Genomic DNA, 23,542 nt, shown 5'->3' with positions numbered 1-23,542 from the left:
TCAGGGTGCGACTTAGTCGCGAGCCTCACGCAGCAGATCAAGGGCTGCGAGCACAGGACGATTGGAATAACTGAACAGTACGGCGTCTTGGTCGGCGCTCAGCGATACCGGCAACCAGGACGGCACTACAAACAGATCTCTCGGTGAAAACCTGAAGCTCTGATCACCAATCTGGGCAGTACCGGTGCCCTCGACCACACTAAAAACCGTGGATTCCGTACTCCGGTAGTTCTTTCCGACGAAGCCTTTGGGCAAGAGCTGCATGAAGGTAGCCATGGTCGGCATCGGATAGCCGCCCGTGGCCGGATTGACGTAGCGCAGTTTGAAACCGTCGAACGGGTCTGCTTCACTATTCCGGCTCAGCTTTTCGAGGGCTTCTCTGCTTCGCGTATACGGGTAGTTGAAGATGGGAGAATTTTTGTTTTTAACCGTGTGATCGACCGGTAACATGTTGTAGCCATAGCGAGCAAAACTGTCCCCTTCGGCGCGACTCAGTGGTTGGGTCTCTTCCGGATAGGGTTCCGCGAAACCAGCGTCTAGTTGCTGGATCAAGGGTATGTCGAGGCCATCGAGCCAGACAACGGATTCGCCGCCCGCTTCTTCCTCCGGGTTACCGTGGTCATGCCAGGTCCAGGAAGGCGTGATAATAAAATCACCTGGCTCCATGGTTGTGCGCTCGCCATCGACGGCGGTCCAAGCGCCCCGGCCCTCAACAACGAATCTGAGTGCGGATTGCGTGTGTCGATGGCTGGGTGCAATTTCGCCCGGAAGGATCAGCTGTAGACCCGCATAAAGATTGGAAGCGATGCTCGACTGTCCGGGGAGGCCTGGATTCTCAAGCACTAGAACACGCCGGATCGCCTCGGCGGCACTAATGAGGGACCCTGCCTCCATGATCAGGTCTTTAAGCTGATCGTACTTCCAGATTGCGGGAACCGCTTTTGGTTGGGGCGATTCCGGGACGAGGGAATGAAGCGATTCCCACAAAGGGGAGAGGTTGTTTTTCTCGATTTCCTTGTAGTAGGCGCGGCGAGATACTGATGGAAGATTTGACATCGGACTCTCCTGAAACGACATGTTTTTATGTTTGTTTTAGGTATGGTCTCGTGACCAAAAGGGCCGAGACGCTATGTCGACAGGTTATTTGGGGGAGGGGAGGCTTTCTTGTGGATTTATGCTGGCCTTTTAGATTCCTGCTAAATGTTGGCCGAGTCGAGGGAATTTTATTCAGGGGAGCGGAACAGGAATCGCTTGGGGCGAGTGCTGTTTTACAAAACTGGGTATAGACGAGAGATTATTTATTCTGCTCTCTAAAACGCTTGGGGGTAGTTCCAGTCAACCGTTTGAAGACGGTTGAGAGGTGGGCCTGGTCCCCGAACCCGAGCTGATTGCTGATGTCTTTGATTGGCATCTGGGTCCGCAGGAGGAGCTCTTTGGCACGAGCTATACGACGTTCAGTGACATACCTGTGAGGTGTGAATCCGGTACTTTTTTTGAACATCCTGCTGAAGTGGAACTCACTGAAACCGGCGAGGTTGGCAAGGTCTTCAAGGCCGAGGTCGGCATCGATGTTTCTTTCGATGAAGTCGATCACTTTCCTCAGTCTCCACGAGGGGAGCCCGAGACCTGTGTCATTTGTGTGAAGGTGGCGAACGGAATAGTTGTTAACCAGTCTGGCAGTTAATGCCATAGCAAGCGATTCGCCATAAAGCCTTCCCGACGGGAAACCTTCCTGACACTCCGTCAAAATTGCATTGCCAATCTGTTGTATGTGAATGTCCTGAATGAAGCTTGCCCTGGTTAATTCCAGTCGCGATGGCGTTTTTGCCATATCCTCGATGACACGCTCAAAAACAGTGTCTGAGGGCATCAGGAACAGAACGTTTGCCGGTTTGGTCCATCGTGCGCCTGTTAATGAGCCGGAGGGATCGATGTGAATGACATTCCTCAATGAGGTTGGCTGAGTATGCCGTTGATCCTCAAGGCGAAAAGCGGGGACGTCATATTTAACTAAGGGTTGAACGATGGTTGTGCGCTCTATGTACCCACCCTTCATTTCTGATGCCGGCAGAAGATCATGTTCAACCGCAAGAAGGTCGTCCCACGGGGCTCCATGGCTAGATGCTTTGATGTCAAAGCTGTCGATGAACGGCAGGACCTCTCCCGTCTGAGAGGTGCGTACCATCACTCTTGTTTTTATAGGTTCGGCATTCAGCATATCGTAACCTGATCAACCGCTATCAGCTTGAGTCTAAATCGATGATTGATAAATGTCACGAGTCACTTACTGTTTGAAAGAGGGTGCTATTAGTTGGTTCTCAATCCTTTGATCTTAAGTCATATAGCCTTTGAATCTGCTAGTCCCCGCCTGCTTGCCCCAAAGTTGTGGCTCCTCAAGCCCCACACCTTGGATCGATATTTTGCCAAGTAGCTGGCTCGTCTGAACAAGTCTGTGCAGGGCTCGCCTCTGCGGAGGTGATAGAGATGATTTTGTGGTACGAAAATCAGCCCATCGCCCTCCATCTGAGTGCAGCCCAATGCACTACACCACGCCTTACTTATCATCCCATAAAGCCCTGTGCTATCGACTCCCAGTCGGCCAAGACCTCGGAAAGTTTGCTTGTTGAAAAACAAAATACAGTGGTAATGCGGGTGACCGCTCTCGCCAAACTCCCGACACCAGAGAAACCGTATACTGGTAGGGTGAAACCTCTTTCCGTTTCGTTTTAACGAGTGGCCGTAGGAATCTATCCTTGCCTTTAGTGAATCAATGAATCTATTAAAAAGTGGGCGACCTTTTGGGTTTTCCCAGTTAAAGTTTTGAGGGAGTCTCAAGTCTACCCGAATTGCAATGGCATGGAGGTGCTCGTTTAGAACATCGTCAATCGTTTCTTCGATTCTTTGAAGGTAGTTAACGATGAATGGATGGTGTCGAGGTATGAGTTGCTTGTCATTAAACTCTGCCTCCTGAGTAAGTATTAGGTTGGAATTTTTCAGGTGTCTGTTGATGTTGTTATCACTCATGGGAGTTTGTGCTCCTTCTAGTGGTATGAGTCTTTTGTATGAGTATTTTTCTTGGGGTTTAATAGTATTTAAAACCTACACATAATTTTAGGAATCTACGCCTTTTGAACCGAGAGGTAATGTTTTTATTGATTACGTCGAGGATTTGTCAGTCTGCAAAAAAAATTAAGGGAGTGAATTTCAGGCTACTTTAAATCTAACTTAGTCATATCTCTTTCTTGAATTTTTCCCAAAATCCAATCATTGATTTCTGAGTCAACCCAGCCAACGGACCTTCCTCCAAGTTCAATCGGTTTTGGGAATGTCCCGGCGTCGACATATTTGTAGATAGTTGAGCGCGCGAGGCCTGTTTTTTTAGTTACCTCTTTGAGTCTTAGAATTCGCATTATTGATCTCCTGCATTTTTCATCTCAGAAGATCTGTGTTGGTACATAAATTTTTATTGCTTTAATTTCTTTTTAGGCAAACTAGATAATGAATAATGAGGCTCGTTCTGGCGCATGAATTCCGCGCCCATAAGGTTCTGGAGAGTTGGTGTGCCATGAAGAGACTTTGATCTTGGACTGTTCTCATCTAGATTAAGCTTACTGATAATGCTATTAAGTGGCTGTTTTTTCGAGTATTCATGGTACAATAGGTTGTCTAGAATAGGGTTAGAAAAAAGCTATATTTAGTCTATTAAAAGGTTAAAAAAATGCTAGTATTGGTCTATTCTTGATCTAGTTCAGTTCAAAGAATCGGTATTTTGGGAACGAATGCAGAGTTATTGAGGTGTGGTTTGGCATTGAAGTTTGGGTTTCAGAAAAAATTACCAAAGGCGTTATCCGACTTTGGCGATCGAGATCTTGTGTGGCTTTGGAACTATATGGTTAATTTGGGGTATCCTTTAAATGAAGCACTGCTTCGTAATAATGAGGCAATAGCAACGGAAGTGTCGAGATTGCTCGTAAATGCTGATGATTTCTTTTTTGAACAAGTAAGAGTTGCTAGGCAATATTCAATGTTGACCAAGGATGAGGTTTCGTTGATCTCCGTTGCAAGTAGTCGACTTATAAGTTGGCTCTATTTTTCTTTTGGTCATCATTTTGATTTTGAGTTTAAGCCTGAATGGCCTATGGGTGGTTTGAATGATCGGCAGGTACTGTTGGCTGCAGTTGACTATGATCCCCGATCACTTAGCGAAAAGAGAGAGATAATGGGGCGTCTTCGCAATCAATGGTCATCGATTTTGGAGTTTGACGTTCATTATGCCTGGATAAAAAATGACGACGAGGATTTGAGTTTTTGGCTGTTAGAGAGGGGAAGGAAAGCTAATTTTCCAACCTCTTTATATGGGAAAGTTAATGATCCGATAGACTCAAAAGAGAGAGTAGTTAAGTTTAAGTGCATGATGGATCAGGTAATGCTGCCATTGGATTTAAAAAAATTATTTATTGACAAATTGAAATCAGATTGGAAGTCGCGAGGTAGGCAAAAAAGCAAAGATAGAGTTCAGTCTAATGTTTTAGTTCTTCCGGAAACTAAATCGGGTATAAAAGTATTAAGAGACCAATACGGACTCAAAAGCGGTGGAGAGGTAGTGGATAAGCTGGTAAGTGATGCGCTACGAAAGTTTTGAGTTTAAAAGTTGGCATATGGTTTCGTGTATAAGGCTACTTGTCAGTTTTGAGGTCGAATAAGTAGTCTGCCCAAGCTTGCATCATTTTTGTTCGTTCCTTGAGTCGAGCAGAGCGATTATAAGTAGCGGCAACTTGGTTGCGCTGCTTGTGGGCAAGCTGAAGTTCAATAACTTCCGGTTGCCATCCTTGTTCATGAAGAAGGGTTGAGGCGGTGGCGCGAAATCCGTGCCCGACCATTGTGGTGCCATCAAACCCCATAGATTTTAACGCGACATTGATCGTGTTTTCTGAAAGTGGTCTTCCAGATCTTACAGATTCAAATACTAGGTGCTGGTGGCCAGTAAGTGCGTAGAGCTCCTTAAGAATCAGGACCGCTTGCTTAGACAATGGAACAATATGGTCTGGTACTTGCCCCGCCCGTTTTGCTTTTAGAGTCCCCTTCATGCGCTTTCCGGGCACGACCCACGTTCTGGATTGGAGATCAATTTCAGTCCATTCGGCGTTACGCAATTCACCGGGGCGCAAGAATAGCAGGGGCGCGAGTTTTAAGGCCGCTCTGGTAGAGGCATGGCCGCCATAGGCATCCATAGCCCTTAGCAGTGTGCCTAGCTTTTCCTCAGACGTAATGGCGGCTCTGTGTCTCGTAGGGACGGTTTTAAGTAGCCCCTTCAACGTCGATGTGGGATCTGTTTCAGCGCGGCCTTCTGCAACAGCATACCGGTAGATTTCTCCAATTCGTTGCCTGATGCGGTGGGCTGTTTCGTGTTTGCCCTGGGCTTCAATCTCGCGAAGCGTTTCAAGAACTTGGGCTGGCTTGATATGGGCGATAGGAAGGTGGCCTAGCTTAGGGTAAGCCCATGTCTCCAGCCTTTTTCGAGCTACTTCCAGTGTGCTGTCTGCAAGCTCCCCCTTTTTCAGTTTGAGCCAATCTTCAGCGACGATCCTGAACGTGTCGCTTCTTTCTTTCTGAGTGGCTTTCGCCTGCCTTTTGCTTTCATTTGGATCCACACCCTCAGCAAGTTGAGCTCGTGCCTCAGCGCGCTTCTGGCGAGCCAGCTTCAAGGAAACGTCCGGGTATACGCCCAAAGCAAGTGTTTTTTCTTTGCCATCGAATCGATACTTCATTCGCCAGTACTTGCCCGATGGTTGAATATCCAGGTACATCCCTCCGCCGTCAGAGAGCTTTTTGCGTTTACCATATTTGGCGAAGTTTGCGGATTTGACCTGCTTGTCAGTCAGCTTGTCCGTAGCCATTGATAGTTTCCTGCTTGGCTTGGGGGTATAAAAGAAACTATAGCGGGCGCGATCTTAGTTTGCACCCCTGAATGTACCCCCAAGAGTTATAGATAAGGGTGGACTTTCGTGGATGCTGATGGACTTGCTGTAAAAGATAATTCCTTTAAAAACGGTTGGTTAAAGCATTCCGTGGAGCTTGGTGGAAGTGAGGCTGGTACCCCCGGCAGGACTCGAACCTGCTACCTGCCCCTTAGGAGGGGGCCGCTCTATCCAGATGAGCTACGGGGGCAAATCTGCGAGAAGGCCGGTATGATAGCGGGCAAGAGCTTGTGGCTCAAGGTGTTGTCCCGCTGACCAGGCGGGACGCGACTATTCCGGGAGTTCGATTTTGTCCGAGCCGTTGTCGTTAAGCGTGATTGTTCCGGTCTGGCAAGAGGCCGGTACCATCGTCAAAACCTTGCAGGCGCTTCAGCCGCTGCGCGACTCCGGCCATGAAGTGATTGTGGTGGATGCCGGCAGCCCGGATGCAACTGCCGAGCTCGCCCACGCCTGGTGTGACCGGGTCGTGGCCTCCGGCAAGGGAAGAGCGGTGCAGATGAATGCCGGTGCCTCGGTGGCGCAGGGAAATGTGCTGCTGTTTCTCCATGCCGATACCCGATTGCCCGGATCGGCGCTCGTCGAGCTTGAGCGGTTTCGCCAGAGCCGGTGTGGCTGGGGGCGTTTCGACGTAACCCTGAGCGGGCGCCGGCCACTCTTTCGCGTCATTGCCTGGTTCATGAACCGCCGGTCCCGCCTGACCGGGATCTGCACGGGCGATCAGGCCATTTTTGTTCGGCAGGATGTGTTCGAGGCCCTTGGCGGGTTCCATGAAATTCCCTTGATGGAAGACGTGGAGCTTTCCCGGCGGCTGCGCCTGGTGTCCCGCCCCTTTTGCATCGCCGATCCGGTGGTAACCGACAGCCGGCGCTGGGAACAGAACGGCCCCTGGCGTACTATCCTGCTGATGTGGCGATTGCGCTGGCGTTACTGGCGGGGCGATTCGCCGGAATCCCTGGCGCAGGCCTATCGAACGGACGTGCGAAATGCCTCAGAGTAATCTTCCCTCCGCTGTCTTTCTCCAGTTTGCCAAGTGGCCCGAGGCGGGCCGGGTCAAGACCCGACTCATGCCGGAACTCGGGCCTGTCGGCGCGCTCGAAGCTCACATCCGGCTGACCCTGAACGTGCTGGACAATCTGTGTGCCACCGGTTATCCGGTCGAGTTCTGGTGGGATCGGGAGGTGGACGAACCAACCGACGAGGCCTTGCCCGTTCTCGAAGAGGTGGAAGGCGCGGGCCTGGTTCAGATGGTGCAGCAGGGCGGCAGTCTCGGTGAACGAATGGAGGCTGCGCTGGGTCAATCCTTGTGTGAGTATGACCGGGCTTTGATCGTTGGCAGCGATTGTCCTTCGGTGGATCCGGATTATGCCCGGCATGCGGTGGCGTGCCTTGCGGATCATGACGTGGTACTGGGCCCCTCAGACGATGGCGGGTATGTCCTGATCGGTGCGTCCCGGGTAGTCGAGGGCATGCTGGATGATATCGAGTGGGGCACGCCGGAAGTGCTGGGTCAGACCTGTGAGCGCCTGAAGCAGGCGGGGCTCCGCTACTTCCTGCTGGAACCCCGCTGGGATGTGGACGAGCCCGAGGACTGGGCCCGCTTCCTCAGTAATTGCTGATGCTGTCAGCCGGCGGGCACCGGCGGCAGTTCCGTGAGCGTACCCAGGGCGCGATCGGCCTCCAGACCGTTGCCGCCTGTCACTACCCGCAGCGTCTGGCCTCGTTCCAGTACGGACTTGCGGAATACGTCCAGGAGGTCCTGCTTCGTGACATTCTTTACCGCCCCGGCAAGTTGCTCTCTTGAGTCAAAGCTTGCCATGCCGCGGTCGATTTCCCGCCAGTAGCGACTGGAGATGTCGCCCAACTGCCGATCCTGTTCCAGCAGCTTGCTGATCACGGCCTGTTTTTCGCGGTCCAGTCGTTCCTCGGTCAGGCCGGACAGCACGTCCTCGAAGCCCTGGGAAAACTCCCGTATCGCGTGATCGATCTCGGTTTGCGATGCCGAGGGTGATTGCACCACAAAGCCCAGCGCCGGGGTTTCCAGCATTTCAAACGGCGTGGCATACACGATGTAGCCCAGTTGCCGGTTGGTGCGAATCTCCTCGTAGAAGGGGCTACTGATGATCTGCCCCAGTAGCCGGTAGCGGGCCCGCTCCTCGAAACTGGTGTTAGCTCCCTGCATGTACAGGGTGTAGCCGGTATCCGGGTGGTCCACGGCCAGGGAAACCTCGGTCTCTTTCTCGGGCAATTGGCGCACCTGGCTGCGGGGTACCTCGGCAAGTCGGCTGTCATCCAGCACGATCGCTTCCACCTGCCTCGCCATATTCAGTGCGTAGGCTTCGGTAACGTTGCCATGGGCCAGCATGACCGGATCAACCTCGGTCAGCAGATTCCGGGCGAAAGAGCGTAGCTCGTCCAGGGTGATCTCCCGGGCGGCGGCCAGTTTCTCATCGGTGCTCCAGACGCCTTCGATCAGGGCCGTCTGGACGAACTCGGAGGTCTGTTCCACCGGGCGATCCTTGGCCTGGTTCATCAGGTTCTCGATCAGGTTCTGACGGGCGATCCGGAACCGCTGCTCGGTCAGCAGCGGATCCCCCACCTGGAGCAGAATCCGGTTAAGCAGGGTGTGGAGTTTGTCGTTGTAGCCACCCACGCGGATTGTGATGCCCCGCAAGTGGGAGTAGACGCTGTAATCCAGGCCCGCAAGGCTGGCGGCATAGGACGAGGCGTTCAGGTTGCTGTTGACGGCATCCACCAGAACTTTGGTCAGGACGGCACTGCGGGCACTGGCGCGGGCGGCTGGCGTACGCAGGCTGACGAACACGTTGGCCTTGGGGGTGCCAAACCGGGTATCCCGGGCAAACCAGATTTCCAAACCGTCTTGGCGGCCAAGCTGCACCGGGTGCGCCATGGTGTCGCCGGAAACCAACCCGAGATTCTCCGGTACAAAGGGGTTCGGCTGGGGCAATGCCAGTTGGGCAGTCAGCTGTTCCGGCGCGTCCGTGGTGATATCCGATGGCGAGAGGCTGGTCATCTGCCAGGCAGCGTCGTACCACCGGGTGGTGTTCGGCTCTTGGAGTTCCGGCTCGGGGGCCAGCACGAAGACCATCAGGTTGTCCGGAGTCAGCCGGTCGAGGATGTCCCGGTATTGCTCGGGGGCGTAACGTTCCATCAGCCAGGGGGCGCTCAGGATATCTTCAGCCGGATAATGCTGGAGCTGGCCGGCGAGGCGCATGGCTTCGTGCAGCGGCTCTCCCTGCTCCCGGAAGCGGAAATCGATGGTGGCCAGTTGCTGCATTTCCCGGAAGCGATCTTCACCGATGCCGGATTGGCGAATCCGCTCGATGTAGTCGAACACCAGTGGCAGGATCTCGTCCTGGCGTTCGAGACCCTCGGGCGTCAGCGCCATGCTGATTTCCAGCGTCGCATTGTCGCCGGTGTCCATGCCCAGCCCTGCGGAGAGACTGTCCGCCAATCCGGCACGCTTGAGTACATCGAACAGACTGCCGGGGCCTTCATGGCCCAGGAGGTTGGCGATATAGCTCGCCGGTTTGGTCCGGTAGTTTTCCTGCTGGGAAGGAATCGGGAAGCTCAGGGTCAGTCTGCGGACATCCTTGATGGCATCGGCGGTAACCCTGGCCGGTAGATCCTCGCTCCGGAACAGCGGTTCCGGGTGCTTTTTCTGCTCAAGGTTGCGGTTCTCGATGACACTGAATCTCGGCCGGATCATGGCCTCGAGCTCATCCAGTGACTGGGGGCCGTAAACCGAGAGCGTCATCAGGTTGGCAGAGTAATGGTTCCTCCAGAACTCGATCAGGTCCGGGCGCAGGGGATTATCGTCAGTATTCTCCAGTGTGTTCAGATTACCCACGGCGAACTGGCTGAATGTATGCTCCGGATTGGCGACAGCCTTCTTCACAGAGTAAAAGCGGCGGCCATCCTCTTTCTGCTTGGCACTGAATTCCGAATGCACAGCGTTGCGCTCGCGCTCCACCAGCTCGGGGGTAAAAAGCGGAGCGGAAAACTGCTGGGCGAACCGGTCCAGGGCGGGCTCCAGGAACTGCGCCTGAACGTCAAAGAAATAATTGGTGTCCTGGAAGGCGGTGAAGGCGTTGTGACTGCCGCCATGGCTCTTGATGAACTGCTGGTATTCGCCTGGTTCCGGGTATTTCTCGGTGCCCAGGAACAGCATGTGTTCCAGGAAGTGGGCGAGGCCCTCGCGTTCTTTCGGATCATCGCCGCTGCCCACGGCAACGTTCAGTGAGGCTGCCGCTTTGTCCGCGTCCGGATCGGAAACCAGAATCGCCCTGAGACCATTCTCCAGTGCCAGGTATCGGTACTGGTTATCGTCGTTCGGGCTCTTGCGGATATCGGCGGCGGCCAGTGCCAGGCTGCTGAACAGGAACAGCGCCAGGCAGGTCAACACATGAACGTATTGGCGGATCAGTTTTCCGTGGGTCATAGGGCCTCTGCGGTCTGCGGGTTCGGTCGATTCAGTGCATCAGGGCGTTGCGGGTGGCCTCTGGCTGCTGGTCCAGGGTTTTACGCGCCAGATCGGCCGCTTTCTCACTGTCCAGCTGGCCCGAGGCAATGCGTTCAAGCACGGTGGCCATGATGGCCACGGACTGGCGGTACTCGGCGAACTCGGCCTGGAAGGCCTGATCGATGGCCTCGTACACCGCCTGTATTTTTTCTTCCCGGGAGCCGGAATTGGCGGCGGTATCGTTAATGGCCTTCAGGCAGGCCCGGGCGATGGCGATATAGCGTTCAGTGTTCGGGTTGTCTTTCTGCATAAGGATGGTTTTCAGGGAACCTTGTTGACTGTGACATGAAATGACGCCGGAAAGCGCAATAAGTTCCTGATTATGGCATTGCCGGCCGAGGGTTTCATGGCTTTCTGTCCGGTGGATTTCAAGGCCGGCAATTCACGCGCCCTGTGCTAGTCTCAGAGACAATGTGTCGGAAAAGTTGCCAGGCAGCTCAAGTGCGCGCCTGGCTGTTTAGAGTAAAGGCTCTATGAAAAACAATAGCTTAAAGAGTAAATGCTCTAAAAAAGTTCGATACATGAACGTTGCAATTAAGTACAATGCCGGCGTTTTCGGGAGACTACGACTTTAGTCGAATGGTTCCCGGCATGGATAGACAAAAACAGAGCAACAGGCAGGGTGGAATTTGATGAACTACTTCCTTACTGGTGGTACCGGTTTTATTGGCCGTTTTCTCGTTGAGAAGCTTCTGGCGCGGGGCGGCACCGTTCACGTACTGGTGCGCGAACAGAGCCAGGACAAGCTCCAGACACTCCGGGAGCGCTGGGGTGCGGATGACACTCAGGTCAAGGCGGTGATCGGTGACCTGACCAGCCCGAATCTTGGTATCGATGCCGACACCATGGCATCCCTGAAGGGTAATATCGATCATTTCTTCCATCTTGCTGCCGTCTATGACATGGGCGCGGACGAAGAGAGCCAGCAGGCTGCCAACATCGATGGCACGCGAGCGGCCGTGCAGGCGGCAGAGGCGATGGGTGCGAAGCATTTCCACCATGTCTCTTCCATTGCAGCGGCGGGCCTTTTCAAGGGCACCTTCCGGGAAGACATGTTCGAGGAGGCGGAAAAACTTGACCATCCTTACCTGCTGACCAAGCACGAGTCCGAAAAGGTCGTGCGGGAAGAGTGCAAGGTTCCGTTCCGCATCTACCGTCCGGGTATGGTCATCGGCCACTCCGTAACCGGTGAAATGGACAAGGTGGATGGCCCCTATTACTTCTTCAAGATGATCCAGAAGATCCGCCACGCACTGCCTCAATGGGTGCCGACCATCGGCATCGAGGGCGGCCGGCTGAACATTGTGCCGGTGGATTTCGTCGTAGACGCGCTCGACCACATCGCCCATCTCGAGGGTGAAGATGGCAACTGCTTCCATCTGGTGGATTCCGATCCCTACAAGGTCGGGGAGATTCTCAATATCTTCAGCGAGGCTGGCCATGCCCCGAAGATGGGCATGCGCATTGATTCCCGGATGTTCGGGTTCATCCCGCCGTTTATCCGCCAGAGCGTCAAGAACCTGCCCCCGGTGAAGCGAATTACCAGCGCGGTGCTGGATGACATGGGTATTCCGCCCTCGGTGATGTCCTTCATCAACTATCCCACCCGGTTCGATGCCCGGGAGACGGAGCGCGCGTTGAAGGGCACGGGAATCGAAGTCCCGCGTCTGCCGGACTACGCCCCGGTGATCTGGGATTACTGGGAGCGGAACCTGGATCCTGATCTGTTCAAGGATCGCACTCTCCGGGGTACGGTTGAAGGCCGGGTCTGCGTGGTGACGGGTGCGACCTCCGGTATCGGTCTGGCGACCGCCCAGAAGCTGGCGGACGCGGGTGCAATCCTGGTCATCGGCGCACGCAAGCCCGAGCGACTGAAGGAGGTGGCTGCGGAACTTGAGTCCCGGGGAGCCAGCGTCCATGCCTACCAGTGCGATTTTTCGGACATGGATGCCTGTGACGAGTTCATCAAGACCGTCCTGGACAACCACGGCCACGTGGATGTCCTGGTAAATAACGCAGGCCGTTCCATCCGCCGCTCGCTGGACCTGTCTTTCGACCGTTTCCACGATTTCGAGCGAACCATGCAGCTGAACTACTTCGGCTCCGTGCGCCTGATCATGGGCTTCGCCCCGACCATGCTGGAGCGTCGTCGAGGCCATGTGGTGAACATTTCTTCCATCGGGGTGCTCACGAATGCTCCGAGGTTCTCGGCCTACGTGGCGTCCAAATCGGCCCTGGATGCCTTCAGCCGTTGTGCCGCGGCCGAGTGGTCCGATCGGAATGTGACCTTCACCACCATCAACATGCCGCTGGTGAAAACGCCGATGATTGCACCGACCAAGATCTACGATCAGGTGCCGACCCTGACCCCGGACGAGGCCGCGGACATGGTGGCGGATGCCATCGTCTACCGGCCCAAGCGGATCGCCACACGCCTGGGAATCTTCGCCCAGGTGCTGCATGCCCTGGCGCCGAAGATGGGTGAGATCATCATGAACACCGGCTACCGGATGTTCCCGGATTCGCCGGCGGCCGCCGGCAGCAAGTCCGGTGAGAAGCCGAAGGTATCCACCGAGCAGGTGGCCTTTGCGGCGATCATGCGGGGCATCTACTGGTAACAGTCGTTCCCCCTTCCATAAAAAAACCCGCTTCGGCGGGTTTTTTTATGGACAACGTTTGCGGTTACTGCTCGGGAATCTCCACCGGCGGGGGTGGAAAACCGCCCAGCTCCTTCCAGCGATTGACGATGCCACAGAACAGGTCGGCGGTTTTCTCGGCGTCGTAGGCGGCCGAGTGGGCTTCCTTGTTGCTGAAGGGGATACCCGCCAGCTTGCAGGCCTGGGCCAGCACCGTGTGGCCATAGGCCAGGCCGGCGAGTGTCGCGGTGTCAAAGGTCGAAAACGGATGGAACGGGTTGCGTTTGATGTCCGCGCGCATGGCGGCGGCAAACACGAAGTTGTGATCGAAGGTGGCGTTGTGGCCCACCAGAACCGCTCGCTTGCAGTCATGGGCTTTTACCGCCTTGCGGATCGGACTGAAAATCTCGCTCAGGCCTTCGCGCTCGGGCACCGCTTCGCGGCTGGGATCCCAGGGGTCGATGCCGGTAAAGTCCAGGGCAGACTGTTCCAGGTTGGCGCCTTCGAACGGGTCAATCTGCTGAACGTGGGTTTCGCCCCGGCGTAACCAGCCTTCGTCATCCATGGTCAGGAGCACCGCGGCGATCTCCAGCAGGGCATCCCGCTCCGGATTGAAGCCGGCGGTTTCCACATCGACCACCACTGGCAGAAAGCCGCGGAAGCGTTTGGAGAGGGGATGCGGTTCTTTGTTTTCGTCTGTCACTCGAACTCCGGTTGTCGACAGTGTGTGTACTCGGCGTAACAGATTACGCCAGTTGCCAGTTAACAGTTTCACCGGCTTTCAGGGGCACAATGGAGCCGTCCGCCAGGGGCAGTTGCTCGGGCATGGTCCAGGGCTTGCGCACCAAGGTAATGGTGTCCTGGTTGCGGGGCAGGCCATAGAAGTCGGCACCGTTGTGGCTGGCGAAGGCCTCGAGCTTGTCGAGGATGCCCAGCTCCTCGAAGATTTCCGCATACAGGCCAATGGCGCCGAAGGCAGAGTAGCAGCCGGCACAGCCGCACGCGGCTTCTTTCTTGTCTTTGGCGTGAGGGGCGGAATCGGTGCCCAGGAAGAAGCGCTTGTCGCCGCTGGCTACCGCCTCCCGAAGAGCCTGCTGGTGAAGATTGCGCTTCAGGATAGGCAGGCAGTACAGGTGGGGACGGATGCCACCAACCAGCATGTGGTTGCGGTTGTACATCAGGTGTTGGGGCGTCAGGGTCGCGCCGAGGTTGTCACCGTCGTAGTCACGGACAAAATTTGCGGAATCGGCGGTGGTGATGTGTTCAAGCACCACTTTCAGGCCGGGGAAGGCCTCCAGCGTGGGTGCCAGGACCCGTTCCAGAAAGACTTTCTCCCGGTCGAAGATATCGATGTCGGCATCGGTAACTTCGCCGTGTACCAGCAACAGCATGCCACAGTCGGCCATGGCATCGAGCACCGGGTAAATATTGCGGATATCCTTTACGCCGGAGGCGGAATTGGTGGTGGCACCGGCCGGGTACAGCTTGGCGGCGATGACGCCGGCGGCCTTGGCTTCCCGGATCATCTCCGGTGTGGTGGCTTCGGTCAGGTACAGGGTCATCAGGGGTTCGAAATCGGTGCCTTTGGCCGCCGCCAGAATGCGCTCGCGGTAGGCGGTGGCGTCGGCTGCGGTGACTACAGGCGGCACCAGATTGGGCATGATGATGGCGCGGCCGAAGCAGGCGGCGGTGGCCGGGACCACGTCCTTGAGAATATCCCCGTCGCGGACGTGCAGGTGCCAGTCGTCCGGGCGGGTGATGGTCAGCTGTTCTGTCATGAATGTTTTCCGGGAGGCCTGAAAATTTGCCGAATTATATCAGAAGGTGAACAGCCTTGTTGCTCACCCTCCCGGAGAACGGCCTGATCAGTAGACGGAGTCCAGCACTTCGAGGTGGGTTGCCACGCTTTCGGCCAGTGCCCGGAGGTGATAACCCCCTTCGAGGGTGGAGATGATCCGGTCATTGGAATAGTCGTTGGCGACGCTGGTAATCATTTCGGTGAGCCAGCGGAAGTCGTCGGTCTCGAGGTTCAGCTCCGCCATCGGATCCAGTTTGTGGGCATCAAATCCGGCGGAGATCAGGATGACCTGCGGTTTGAAATCCTGCAGCTTCTTGAGCCAGACCGCCTCGACGGTCTTCCGGTATTCGGCCGACGAACAGCCCGCTTCGATCGGCGCGTTCACGATATTCGGGGCCTGCCGGTGAACGTGGGAGTGCGGGTAGAACGGGTGCTGGAAACTGGAGCACATGAGAATGCGCTCGTCACCGCCGACGATGTCCGCGGTGCCATTACCCTGGTGCACATCGAAATCCACGATGGCCACCCGGTCCAGATGATGGAAGTTCAGCGCCCGCATGGCGGCCAGTGCCACGTTGTTGTAGAAGCAGAAGCCCATGGACTTGGCGCGTTCGGCGTGGTGCCCCGGGGGGCGGGCACAGATAAAGGCGTTGGTGACCTGGCTGCTCATGACCATGTCCACCGCCTGAACGTTGGCGCCGGCAGCCAGACGGGCGGCTCGCAGGGTATCAGGCATCATCGCGGTGTCCGGGTCGGTAAACACACGGCCCCGGGTGGGCTCCATCAGCTCGAGCTGTTGCAGGTATTTCTCGGGGTGTACGGCCAACAGCTGGTCACGGGTGATCTCTTCCGGACGAACCCAGTCCAGATCCTGTTCCAGGTGTGTGTCCGCCAGATAGGCGAGGATCGTGGAGATACGTTCCGGGCATTCCGGATGGTCCGGGCCCATGTTGTGCTTCATGCAGTCGTCGTGGGAAAAGAATGCCGTGGTCATACGTCTCTGATTGTCCCGAATATGCTTGTATTTTCATCAATGTTATCAGGGAAAACCGCAGTCCGTCGTATTTCTTTGGTCTTATGGGCCGATAGCCGTTTTACATCAATACCGGAAAGCCTAAGATAGGATATACATTGATAAGTATTCTGTTTTATTGACGTTATCACCCGAACCGGCCCGGCGGGGCCTGTTCTGAGGAGACCGCCTTGAGCACCCGTTATCTGGAAAGTCTTTTCAATCCCAGTTCCATTGTTGTGATTGGTGCCTCCGAGCGCGCCGACAACCTGGGCGGCATGGTGCTGCGGAACCTGCTCGGTGGTGGCTACCCCACGGAAAAGCTGCTGGTGATCAACCAGAGCGGTTACGAGAACGTCCACGGTGTGCCGTGCGTGCCGAAAGTGGCGAAGATGGACTTCACCCCGGATCTGGCCATTATCTGTACCCCGCCCGATACCGTTGCGAAAACCATCAAGCGCCTGGGTGAGGCCGGGGTGAGGACCGCCATTGTGATGACCGGCGGTATGTCCCGGACCCACAGCAAGACCGGTCAGCCCCTGATGTACTCTGTACGGGAGGCCGCCAAGGAGACCGGTATCCGGGTGCTGGGGCCGAACACCATCGGTCTGATGGTGCCGGCCCGAAGCCTGAACGCCACCTATGCCCATATGGGCGCCATTCCCGGGCGCGTGGCCTTTGTGGGCCAGAGCGGCACCATTGCCAGTTCGGTACTGGACTGGGCGTTTGCCCGCGGCGTCGGCTTTTCATACTTCCTGACCCTGGGTGACGGCATGGACATCGATCACGATGACCTGATCGATTACCTGGCCCAGGACACCCAGACCCGGGCGATTCTCCTGCACATCGAGAATGTGCCCAACCCCCGGCGTTTCATGTCGGCGGTGCGGGTGGCGTCGCGCACCAAGCCGGTGATCGCGGTCAAGTCCGGCCGGGTGCCGGAGTCGGAATGGTTCCGTCACGAGTTGCCTGCCGGTATCAAGCGCAGTGATCCCATCTATGACGCCATGCTCCAGCGGGCCGGTGTGTTGCGGGTAGACGGTCTGGGCCAGATGTTTGATGCCCTGGAAACCCTGACCCGCATGCGGCCGTTACGTCGGGAGTCCCTTGCCATCATGGCCAATGGTGTCGGCCCGGGTGTGCTGGCGGTGGACCGGCTGGCAGATCTGGGAGGGGAGCTGGCCGAGCTGTCGGAGCAGACCGTCGAATCCCTGGCTGAGTTACTGCCTCCGTACTGGACCCGAAAAAATCCGATCGACCTGAACTACGACGCCTCTCCGGAGCTCTACGCCCAGGCCATCAAGATCCTGGCCAAGGATCCGGAGGTGGCCAATGTGCTGGTGATGTATGCCCCGAGTCTGACCGAGGACAGCCTTCAGATCGCCGATGCGGTCGTGCAGGCCTCGAAGGGGACACGCCTGAACGTGTTCACCTGCTGGCTCGGCCAGAGCACGGTGATGGAGTCCCGGGAGGAATTCTACCGGGCCGGCATTCCCTCTTTCTTCAATCCGGAGAAGGCGGTGATGGCGTTCATGCAGCATGTCCGGCACCAGCGGGTCCAGCGCCTGCTGACCGAGACACCGGAATCCTTCACCGATCATTTTGCCGACCGCGCCCGGCCGCGCCGACTGGTGGCAAACGCATTGCGTTCCGGACGACGCCATCTGTCCAACCGGGAAGCGCGGGATGTGATCCGGGATTACGGCATCAATACCATCGAGACCATCTACTGCGATGATATCGAGGAAGTGCTGGAGGCGTTCGCGGTGGAGCGCCGGCCGGTGGACATCACCATCGTGCATGAGCAGGCGTGCCACCCGTTTCTGGATCTGAGCCCCACCCAGCGTCGCTACAAGGGCACCGTGAAAAAGCTCAACAGCGAAGCGGCGATCATGGATTCCTGTCGCTTCCTGATGGAGGAGTACCAGGAGCATTTTCCCAACAGCGGCTTCCTCGGCTTTGCCGTCCAGCGCTCCTACCAGCATGTAGGCGGGGTGGAATTCAGTGTCGGTATTACCCGCGATTCCGAATTCGGGCCGCTGGTGGTCTGCGGGGCCTCGGGCGCCCAGATCAATGTGATGACCGACCGGCAGATCGCCCTGCCGCCGCTGAACATGGTGCTGGCCCGGGAGTTGCTGCGCCGGACCTACATGTACAAGCTCCTCAAGGAGCACAGCCTCAAGCCGGAGGAGGACATCCGGGCAGTCTCCGAAACCCTGGTCACCCTGTCGCAGATCGTGATCGACATCCCCGAGATCAAGGGGCTGGAGATCTCGCCGCTGTTGTTCAACGAAAGCGGGGCGGTAGCGGTCAACATTGCCATCAATCTGGATGACACGCCGACCCGGCCGATCATTCAGCCGTATCCCCGTGAACTGGAAGAGTGGATCGTGCTGCCCAAGTCCGGCCGTCGGGTCATTATCCGGCCGGTGCTGGCGGAAGATGAGCCCGCCCACCGGGAGTTTCACGAGCACCAGTCACCGGAATCCATCCGCTACCGGTTCTTCCAGTACCGCAAACACTTTTCCCGGGAAGACGTCGCGCAAATGGTGCAGATCGACTACGACCGGGAGATGGTGTTCATCGCCAACGCCCCGCGCGAGGATGGCGAGGGCGAGGAAACCCTGGGCACTGTCCGCACCTGGACCGACGCCGATAACCTGCGCTGCGAGTTCGCGGTGATGGTGGATGACAAGATGAAAGGCGAGGGCCTGGGTGTGGCGCTGATGCAGAAAATGATCGACTACTGCCGTGCGCGGGGCACCATGGAGATGATCGGCAACGTGCTGCCGGAGAACCGCCCGATGCTGCAGCTGGCCGAGCACCTGGGATTCGAGATCAAGTACAACACCGAGGAAGAGGTGATGGATCTACGGCTGGTGTTGAACGAGCCGGAGAAGGATTGGCAGAAGGAGCGGTTGAAGAAGCGCGGGGCGCATTTGTAGGCGGCAGCGGAGCGGGGCCGCCAAGATGGGGTCAGAAGAACGGGTTCTTCAGACCCCTGTGCCGTGACCCCATTTTCAAGTCCCACCCCGCGGTCACGCCCTAAGACGGGGTCAGATGAATGCCTTCATCTGACCCCAATTTCAGGTGTCACGTTCACTCTTCGACAATCGCCGAGCGATCCTCGCCGCCGAGCGCCTCCAGCAGCCCCGGAATCATCCGCGACAGCTCCAGCGTCATCAGGCTGAAGGCGGCATCAAACTTCGCCACGGCGTCGTCGGCGTCCACATCATCCAGCTGCTCCTGCAGCGTCTCGCCGAATTTCAGGCGGCGGATGCCCAGTTCCTCGTCCAGTACGAAAGAGACGTTGTCGTCCCAGGTTACGGCAAGCTTGGTGACCTGCATGCCGGCTTCCAGGTGGTTCCGGATTTCGTCGGCTTTCAGGTCCAGCCCCTTGCAGCGCACCACGCCGCCATCCTCGGAGGGATCCTTGAGTTCACACTCACTGCCCAGGGCAATACTGGCCGGCAGGTCGATGGTTTCGTTCAGCCAACCGGTAAACGTGAAGGCGGGAGACTGCTCCACCGCAGGCGGACGAACCGGCAGAGATCCCACGCTTTTACGCAAGGTCGAGGCCAGATCCTCGGCCTGCTTGGCAGACCCGGCATCCACCACCAGAACGCCATCCTGGGGCGCCAGGTAGGCATAACAGCGCCGGTTTTTGGAAAAGGCCTGGGGCAGCATTTCCAGCATCACCTGTTCCTTGATTTCGTCCTTTTCCTTGCGGCGCACCTTCCGGCTCTGTTCGATCTCGATAGCCTCGGCCCGCTCTTCCACGGCTTCCTTGACCACCGGGCCAGGCAGGATCTTTTCCTCCTTACGCAGGGAGATCAGGTGGTAGCCGTTGGCGCTGTGCACCAGTTGCTCACCGTGCTTGCCCAGCGGCGGTACCCAACCCTGGCGGCTGGTTTCCTGGGGACCACAGGGTTTGAATGCATCGGCCTGCAGCTTCTCTTCCAGTTCTTCGGCGGAAATGTCGAACGGCTTGGTGAAACGGAATACACGGGCGTTACGAAACCACATCAGGTTCGGTCCTTGCTCTTGATTTGAATCGGTGATGGTTCGAAAAGGGGGGAGGGATGATACGGCCACCGGATGGCGGCCGTAAAGTGACGGGTATCACGCTATATTTGCATGATCTCGACCAGCACCGTCTTGACGATGAAGCCGACCACGCCGGCTCCAAGCACGGTGAACAGGGCGATGGTGCCAAATCGACCGGCGTCGGATTTCTTGGCGAGATCCCACACAATGAAACCCATCCAGACAATAAGGCCGGTCAGAAACACCAGCATGGCGATCTGGGAAAAGACTGCTTCGTTCATTTATGACTCCGATAACAACTGAAATTACTGTTCGTCGCGCAGGAAAACCCAGTTGTTCTTGTCGGACTGGTCTTCGCTGAAATAGTAGCCTTCGAGGTTGAAGCCCTTGAGGTCGTCGGCCTGGGTGATGCGGTTCTGGACCGCATAGCGGCACATCAGCCCCCGGGCTTTCTTGGCGTAAAAACTGATCATCTTGTACTGGCCGTTCTTCCAGTCCTTGAACTGGGGTGTAATAAGCCTTCCATCGAGCTGTTTCTTTTTCACACTCTTGAAATACTCGTTGGAGGCCAGGTTCACCAGGACGCCATCATCCTTGGCCAGCAAACGATTGATCTCATCCGTGATCTTGCTGCCCCAGAAAGCGTAGAGATCCTTGCCCCGAGTGTTCTCGAACTTTGTCCCCATCTCCAGCCGATAGGGCTGCATCAGATCGAGCGGCCGGAGGATACCATAGAGGCCCGAAAGCATGCGCAGGTGCTCTTGGGCGAAGGCAAAGTCCTCTTCGCTGAAGCTCTCGGCGTCCAGCCCGGTATACACATCGCCCTTGAACGCGAGAACGGCCTGGCGGGCATTCTCCGGTGTGAATGGCGTGTGCCAGGTGCGGAACCGCTCGGCGTTAAGCTGGCCCAGCTTGTCGCTGATGCTCATGAGGTTGCTGATCTGGTGTGGCTCCAGTTCCTTGAGCTGGTCGACCAGTTCACAGGCATCGTCCAGGAAGTCCGGCTGGGTGTAGCTTTCCGTTGCCAGCGGGCTCTCGTAGTCCAGCGTCTTGGCAGGGGAGATAACCATCAACATGTCAGGAAATCCTCATTGCAGAAAGGTCAGTAACTGGTCCCTGGTAAACGGCCAGTCCAGCTCCGCACCGGTGTCGTTACGGCGCAGTACCGGAATGCGGGTACCGTAACGTTCGACCAGCTCTTCAGACTGGGCAATGTCCACCACGTCCACCGGGATCGGTTCCGGCATGGGGGTGTTCACCAGCAGGGCTTCTGCCAGTTCGCACAGGTGGCACTGGGATGTTGTGTAGAAATAGAGTTCCATTATTTCTTGGGCTGCGCGTCCAGTTGTTGGCCGTTGACGTCCTGGCTGTCTTTGCCCATCAGGTACAGGTAGACGGGCATCAGGTCTTCCGGCGCCGGGTTCTGCTGGGGGTTTTCAGCCGGGTAGGCCCTGGCCCGCATGTTGGTCCGGGTAGCGCCGGGATTCAGGCTGTTGACGCGAATATTATGGCGCTCGTCATCCAGCTCATCGGCCAGCAGCTGGCTCAACCCCTCCACAGCGAACTTGGAAACGGCGTAAGCACCCCAGTAGGCTTTGGCTTTGCGGCCCACTCCGGAAGACGTGAAAATCACCGAGGCCTGGTCCGACTTGCGGAGCAGGGGGATCATGGCGCGGCTCAGCAGGAACGGTGCCGTCGCGTTCACATGCATGACCTTGTTCCACATCTCCGGATCGTACAGCTCCACCGGGCTTCGGTTGCCCAGAATGGCAGCGTTATGCAACAGACCATCCAGTCGGCCAAAGTTGTCCTCGATGGTCATCGCCAGCTCTTCGTATTCTTTCACCGCCGCACCTTCGAAATTCATCGGCACGATGGCCGGCTTGGGGTGCCCGGCGGCTTCGATTTCGTCGTAGACTTCCTCGAGCTTCGACACCGTGCGGCCCATCAGTATCACAGTGGCTCCGTGGGCGGCGTAAGCCTTGGCCGCTGCTCGGCCGATGCCGCTGCCGGCACCCGTCACCATCACGATGCGGTCCTGCAGAAGATCGGCGGGTGCTTGGTAATCTTGCATAACCTGTCTCCGTTTCAGGTTGTGGCCGGTCGGTTTGCCGGATACGGAATCAATCGCGGCGATATTGTAACAGCTTTGCGAGGTCGCTGACGGTATCGGCTATGAGGTCGGCTTGCCATAAATCAACCGTTTCCGGCTCCTCGATATAGCCATAGCGCACCGCAATGGTCCTCATGCCGGCGTTGCGGCCAGCTTCGATATCCCGTTCGTGGTCACCTACGTAGATGGCGGTCTCCGGCTGTACACCAATTTGTGTACAGGCCAGGAACAGCGCTTCCGGGTGGGGTTTTCGCCGGGCCACATGGTCCGGGCACACCACGGCGGCGCAGCGCTCAGCCAGGCCCAGTGCCTCGACCAGTGGCGCGGCAAAACGCGCGGGTTTGTTGGTGACGATGCCCCAGGGAATGCCGCACTCTTCAAGGCTCTGCAAGATGGCATCCATTCCTTCGAACAGGGAGGTTTCGACGGCGACACCGGCTTCATAAAGGTCCAGGAAAGCCGTGTGTTTTTCGGTGTAATCCGGATGTTCCGGTTCCAGCCCGAAACCCACGCGGATCATGGCCCGCGCGCCGTTGGAAACGGAGCGGCGGATCTGTTCCGGAGGCAGGGGCGCCAGACCGTGTTGGTCCCGCAGCTGGTTCAGGCAACGGATGAAATCCGGTGCGGTGTCGATCAGGGTGCCGTCCAGATCGAACAGCACCACAGAAGGCGTCGGGTCAGTCGTCACGGGAATCCCTGGCATGCATCAGGTAATTCACATCGACATCCCGGCCCAGTTTGTAGACCTTGGTAATCGGGTTGTAGGTCATGCCTGTCAGCTCCTGCACTTCCAGGCCCGCGTGGCGCAGATGGTCTGACATCTCCGAAGGGCGGATAAACTTTTTCCACTCGTGCGTACCTTTGGGCAGCATGTTCAGCACATACTCGGCGCCAACAATCGCGAACAGGAAAGATTTCGGGTTCCGGTTGATGGTGGATACGAACAGGTGGCCGCCAGGCTTGAGCATGGCGGCGCAGGCCTTGATCACCGAGGCCGGATCCGGCACATGCTCGAGCATCTCCAGACAGGTCACCACGTCGTACTGACCGGCCTGCTCCGCGTCCCGCGCGAGGTCTTCGACGGTGGTTTGACGGTAGTCCACTTTGATACCGCTCTCCATACCATGGAGCCTGGCCACGGACAACGGAGCCTCGCCCATGTCGATGCCGGTCACGTGGGCCCCTCGCTGGGCCATACCCTCGGACAGCAAGCCGCCACCGCAACCGACGTCGAGTACTTTCTTGCCGGCGAGAGAAACCCGCTCGTCAATGTAGTTGAGGCGGAGCGGGTTGATGTCGTGCAGTGGCTTGAACTCGCTGGAGGGATCCCACCAGCGGCTGGCCAGAGCCTCGAATTTGGCAATTTCATTCCGGTCTACGTTCTGATTGGTCATGTCGGTCTCTGCCTGGGAAACGTC

Annotated in this window: 22 protein-coding genes and 1 tRNA gene; 5 read left to right on the top strand and 18 right to left on the bottom strand. The window is 57.0% G+C overall.

Translation table 11 applies throughout. The features are described from left to right. Positions 1 to 12: 12 nt before the first annotated feature. From gtdA to MD273_RS17140, 4 genes are all read right to left on the bottom strand, one after another. Complete coding sequence (gene gtdA, locus MD273_RS17155) at positions 13 to 1,056, bottom strand: gentisate 1,2-dioxygenase (RefSeq protein WP_239039018.1); 1,044 nt, start codon at positions 1,054 to 1,056, stop codon at positions 13 to 15. Positions 1,057 to 1,294: 238 nt separating this feature from the next. Then, positions 1,295 to 2,218: a helix-turn-helix domain-containing protein gene (locus MD273_RS17150; protein ID WP_239039017.1), complete on the bottom strand. Its 924-nt coding sequence runs from the start codon at positions 2,216 to 2,218 to the stop codon at positions 1,295 to 1,297. A 119-nt stretch (positions 2,219 to 2,337) separates the two neighbouring features. Beyond that, a complete protein-coding gene (locus MD273_RS17145) occupies positions 2,338 to 3,024 on the bottom strand; it encodes an inovirus Gp2 family protein (protein WP_239039016.1) in 687 nt (228 codons plus the stop codon). A 185-nt stretch (positions 3,025 to 3,209) separates the two neighbouring features. Further along, on the bottom strand, positions 3,210 to 3,410 hold the full coding sequence (locus tag MD273_RS17140; protein ID WP_239039015.1) for a helix-turn-helix transcriptional regulator: 201 nt from the start codon (positions 3,408 to 3,410) through the stop codon (positions 3,210 to 3,212). A gap of 392 nt (positions 3,411 to 3,802) precedes the next feature. Here MD273_RS17140 and MD273_RS17135 point away from each other — a divergent pair, with 392 nt between their 5' ends. Next, positions 3,803 to 4,642, top strand: coding sequence for a hypothetical protein (locus MD273_RS17135; protein ID WP_239039014.1), 840 nt, complete (start codon positions 3,803 to 3,805; stop codon positions 4,640 to 4,642). A gap of 34 nt (positions 4,643 to 4,676) precedes the next feature. Here the strand turns inward: MD273_RS17135 and MD273_RS17130 are convergent, their stop codons facing one another. Further along, positions 4,677 to 5,897: a tyrosine-type recombinase/integrase gene (locus MD273_RS17130; RefSeq protein WP_239039013.1), complete on the bottom strand. Its 1,221-nt coding sequence runs from the start codon at positions 5,895 to 5,897 to the stop codon at positions 4,677 to 4,679. A gap of 194 nt (positions 5,898 to 6,091) precedes the next feature. Further along, positions 6,092 to 6,168 (bottom strand) — tRNA-Arg (locus tag MD273_RS17125). 99 nt (positions 6,169 to 6,267) lie between these two features. Between MD273_RS17125 and MD273_RS17120 the strand changes: the two genes are divergently transcribed. Together MD273_RS17120 and MD273_RS17115 are read left to right on the top strand one after the other, a co-directional pair. Further along, positions 6,268 to 6,975 carry a TIGR04283 family arsenosugar biosynthesis glycosyltransferase gene (locus MD273_RS17120; RefSeq protein ID WP_239039012.1) on the top strand — a complete coding sequence of 236 codons (708 nt, stop codon included), beginning with the start codon at positions 6,268 to 6,270 and terminating at the stop codon, positions 6,973 to 6,975. Further along, positions 6,962 to 7,594 (top strand): TIGR04282 family arsenosugar biosynthesis glycosyltransferase, encoded by a 633-nt coding sequence (locus MD273_RS17115; protein ID WP_239039011.1) that lies wholly within the window; start codon positions 6,962 to 6,964, stop codon positions 7,592 to 7,594. The genes MD273_RS17120 and MD273_RS17115 overlap by 14 nt, the downstream gene beginning before the upstream one ends. 5 nt (positions 7,595 to 7,599) lie before the next feature. On the opposite strand, the gene MD273_RS17110 is transcribed toward MD273_RS17115, so the two are convergent. Together MD273_RS17110 and MD273_RS17105 are read right to left on the bottom strand one after the other, a co-directional pair. Then, positions 7,600 to 10,437: an insulinase family protein gene (locus tag MD273_RS17110; protein ID WP_239039010.1), complete on the bottom strand. Its 2,838-nt coding sequence runs from the start codon at positions 10,435 to 10,437 to the stop codon at positions 7,600 to 7,602. 31 nt (positions 10,438 to 10,468) lie between these two features. Continuing rightward, the gene (locus MD273_RS17105; RefSeq protein WP_239039009.1) at positions 10,469 to 10,768 is read right to left on the bottom strand and encodes a hypothetical protein; all 300 of its coding nucleotides are present in this window, start codon (positions 10,766 to 10,768) and stop codon (positions 10,469 to 10,471) included. 382 nt (positions 10,769 to 11,150) lie between these two features. Here MD273_RS17105 and MD273_RS17100 point away from each other — a divergent pair, with 382 nt between their 5' ends. Beyond that, positions 11,151 to 13,136: an SDR family oxidoreductase gene (locus tag MD273_RS17100; RefSeq protein WP_239039008.1), complete on the top strand. Its 1,986-nt coding sequence runs from the start codon at positions 11,151 to 11,153 to the stop codon at positions 13,134 to 13,136. Between the two features lie 64 nt (positions 13,137 to 13,200). Here the strand turns inward: MD273_RS17100 and rnt are convergent, their stop codons facing one another. The 3 genes from rnt to MD273_RS17085 form a co-directional block, all read right to left on the bottom strand. Then, positions 13,201 to 13,857, bottom strand: coding sequence for a ribonuclease T (gene rnt / locus MD273_RS17095; RefSeq protein WP_239039007.1), 657 nt, complete (start codon positions 13,855 to 13,857; stop codon positions 13,201 to 13,203). Positions 13,858 to 13,900: 43 nt separating this feature from the next. Further along, complete coding sequence (gene pyrC, locus MD273_RS17090) at positions 13,901 to 14,932, bottom strand: dihydroorotase (protein ID WP_239039006.1); 1,032 nt, start codon at positions 14,930 to 14,932, stop codon at positions 13,901 to 13,903. An 87-nt stretch (positions 14,933 to 15,019) separates the two neighbouring features. Next, positions 15,020 to 15,946: a histone deacetylase family protein gene (locus tag MD273_RS17085; RefSeq protein ID WP_239039005.1), complete on the bottom strand. Its 927-nt coding sequence runs from the start codon at positions 15,944 to 15,946 to the stop codon at positions 15,020 to 15,022. 209 nt (positions 15,947 to 16,155) lie between these two features. On the opposite strand from MD273_RS17085, the gene MD273_RS17080 reads away from it, so the two are divergent. After that, positions 16,156 to 18,909 (top strand): bifunctional acetate--CoA ligase family protein/GNAT family N-acetyltransferase, encoded by a 2,754-nt coding sequence (locus MD273_RS17080; RefSeq protein ID WP_239039004.1) that lies wholly within the window; start codon positions 16,156 to 16,158, stop codon positions 18,907 to 18,909. A 154-nt stretch (positions 18,910 to 19,063) separates the two neighbouring features. On the opposite strand, the gene rdgC is transcribed toward MD273_RS17080, so the two are convergent. The 7 genes from rdgC to ubiG form a co-directional block, all read right to left on the bottom strand. Next, complete coding sequence (rdgC, locus tag MD273_RS17075; protein ID WP_239039003.1) at positions 19,064 to 19,990, bottom strand: recombination-associated protein RdgC; 927 nt, start codon at positions 19,988 to 19,990, stop codon at positions 19,064 to 19,066. Between the two features lie 101 nt (positions 19,991 to 20,091). Further along, positions 20,092 to 20,292: a DUF2788 domain-containing protein gene (locus MD273_RS17070; protein WP_239039002.1), complete on the bottom strand. Its 201-nt coding sequence runs from the start codon at positions 20,290 to 20,292 to the stop codon at positions 20,092 to 20,094. Positions 20,293 to 20,316: 24 nt separating this feature from the next. Continuing rightward, positions 20,317 to 21,087, bottom strand: a complete 771-nt coding sequence (yaaA, locus tag MD273_RS17065) for a peroxide stress protein YaaA (RefSeq protein ID WP_239039001.1) — start codon at positions 21,085 to 21,087, stop codon at positions 20,317 to 20,319. 12 nt (positions 21,088 to 21,099) lie between these two features. Next, positions 21,100 to 21,333: a glutaredoxin family protein gene (locus MD273_RS17060; RefSeq protein ID WP_113863769.1), complete on the bottom strand. Its 234-nt coding sequence runs from the start codon at positions 21,331 to 21,333 to the stop codon at positions 21,100 to 21,102. Further along, entirely contained in the window at positions 21,333 to 22,085 is a 753-nt protein-coding gene (locus MD273_RS17055; RefSeq protein WP_239039000.1) for a YciK family oxidoreductase, read from the bottom strand. The genes MD273_RS17060 and MD273_RS17055 overlap by 1 nt, the downstream gene beginning before the upstream one ends. Before the next feature lie 49 nt (positions 22,086 to 22,134). After that, on the bottom strand, positions 22,135 to 22,812 hold the full coding sequence (gene gph, locus MD273_RS17050) for a phosphoglycolate phosphatase (RefSeq protein ID WP_239038999.1): 678 nt from the start codon (positions 22,810 to 22,812) through the stop codon (positions 22,135 to 22,137). Continuing rightward, on the bottom strand, positions 22,802 to 23,518 hold the full coding sequence (ubiG, locus tag MD273_RS17045; RefSeq protein ID WP_239038998.1) for a bifunctional 2-polyprenyl-6-hydroxyphenol methylase/3-demethylubiquinol 3-O-methyltransferase UbiG: 717 nt from the start codon (positions 23,516 to 23,518) through the stop codon (positions 22,802 to 22,804). Before ubiG ends, gph begins: the two co-directional genes overlap by 11 nt. Positions 23,519 to 23,542 lie beyond the last annotated feature (24 nt).

This window comes from Marinobacter sp. C7 (genome assembly GCF_022343555.1).
GTDB lineage: Bacteria > Pseudomonadota > Gammaproteobacteria > Pseudomonadales > Oleiphilaceae > Marinobacter.
Note: the sequence above shows the minus strand (reverse complement) of the source record. Positions and strands in the feature narration are given on the sequence as shown.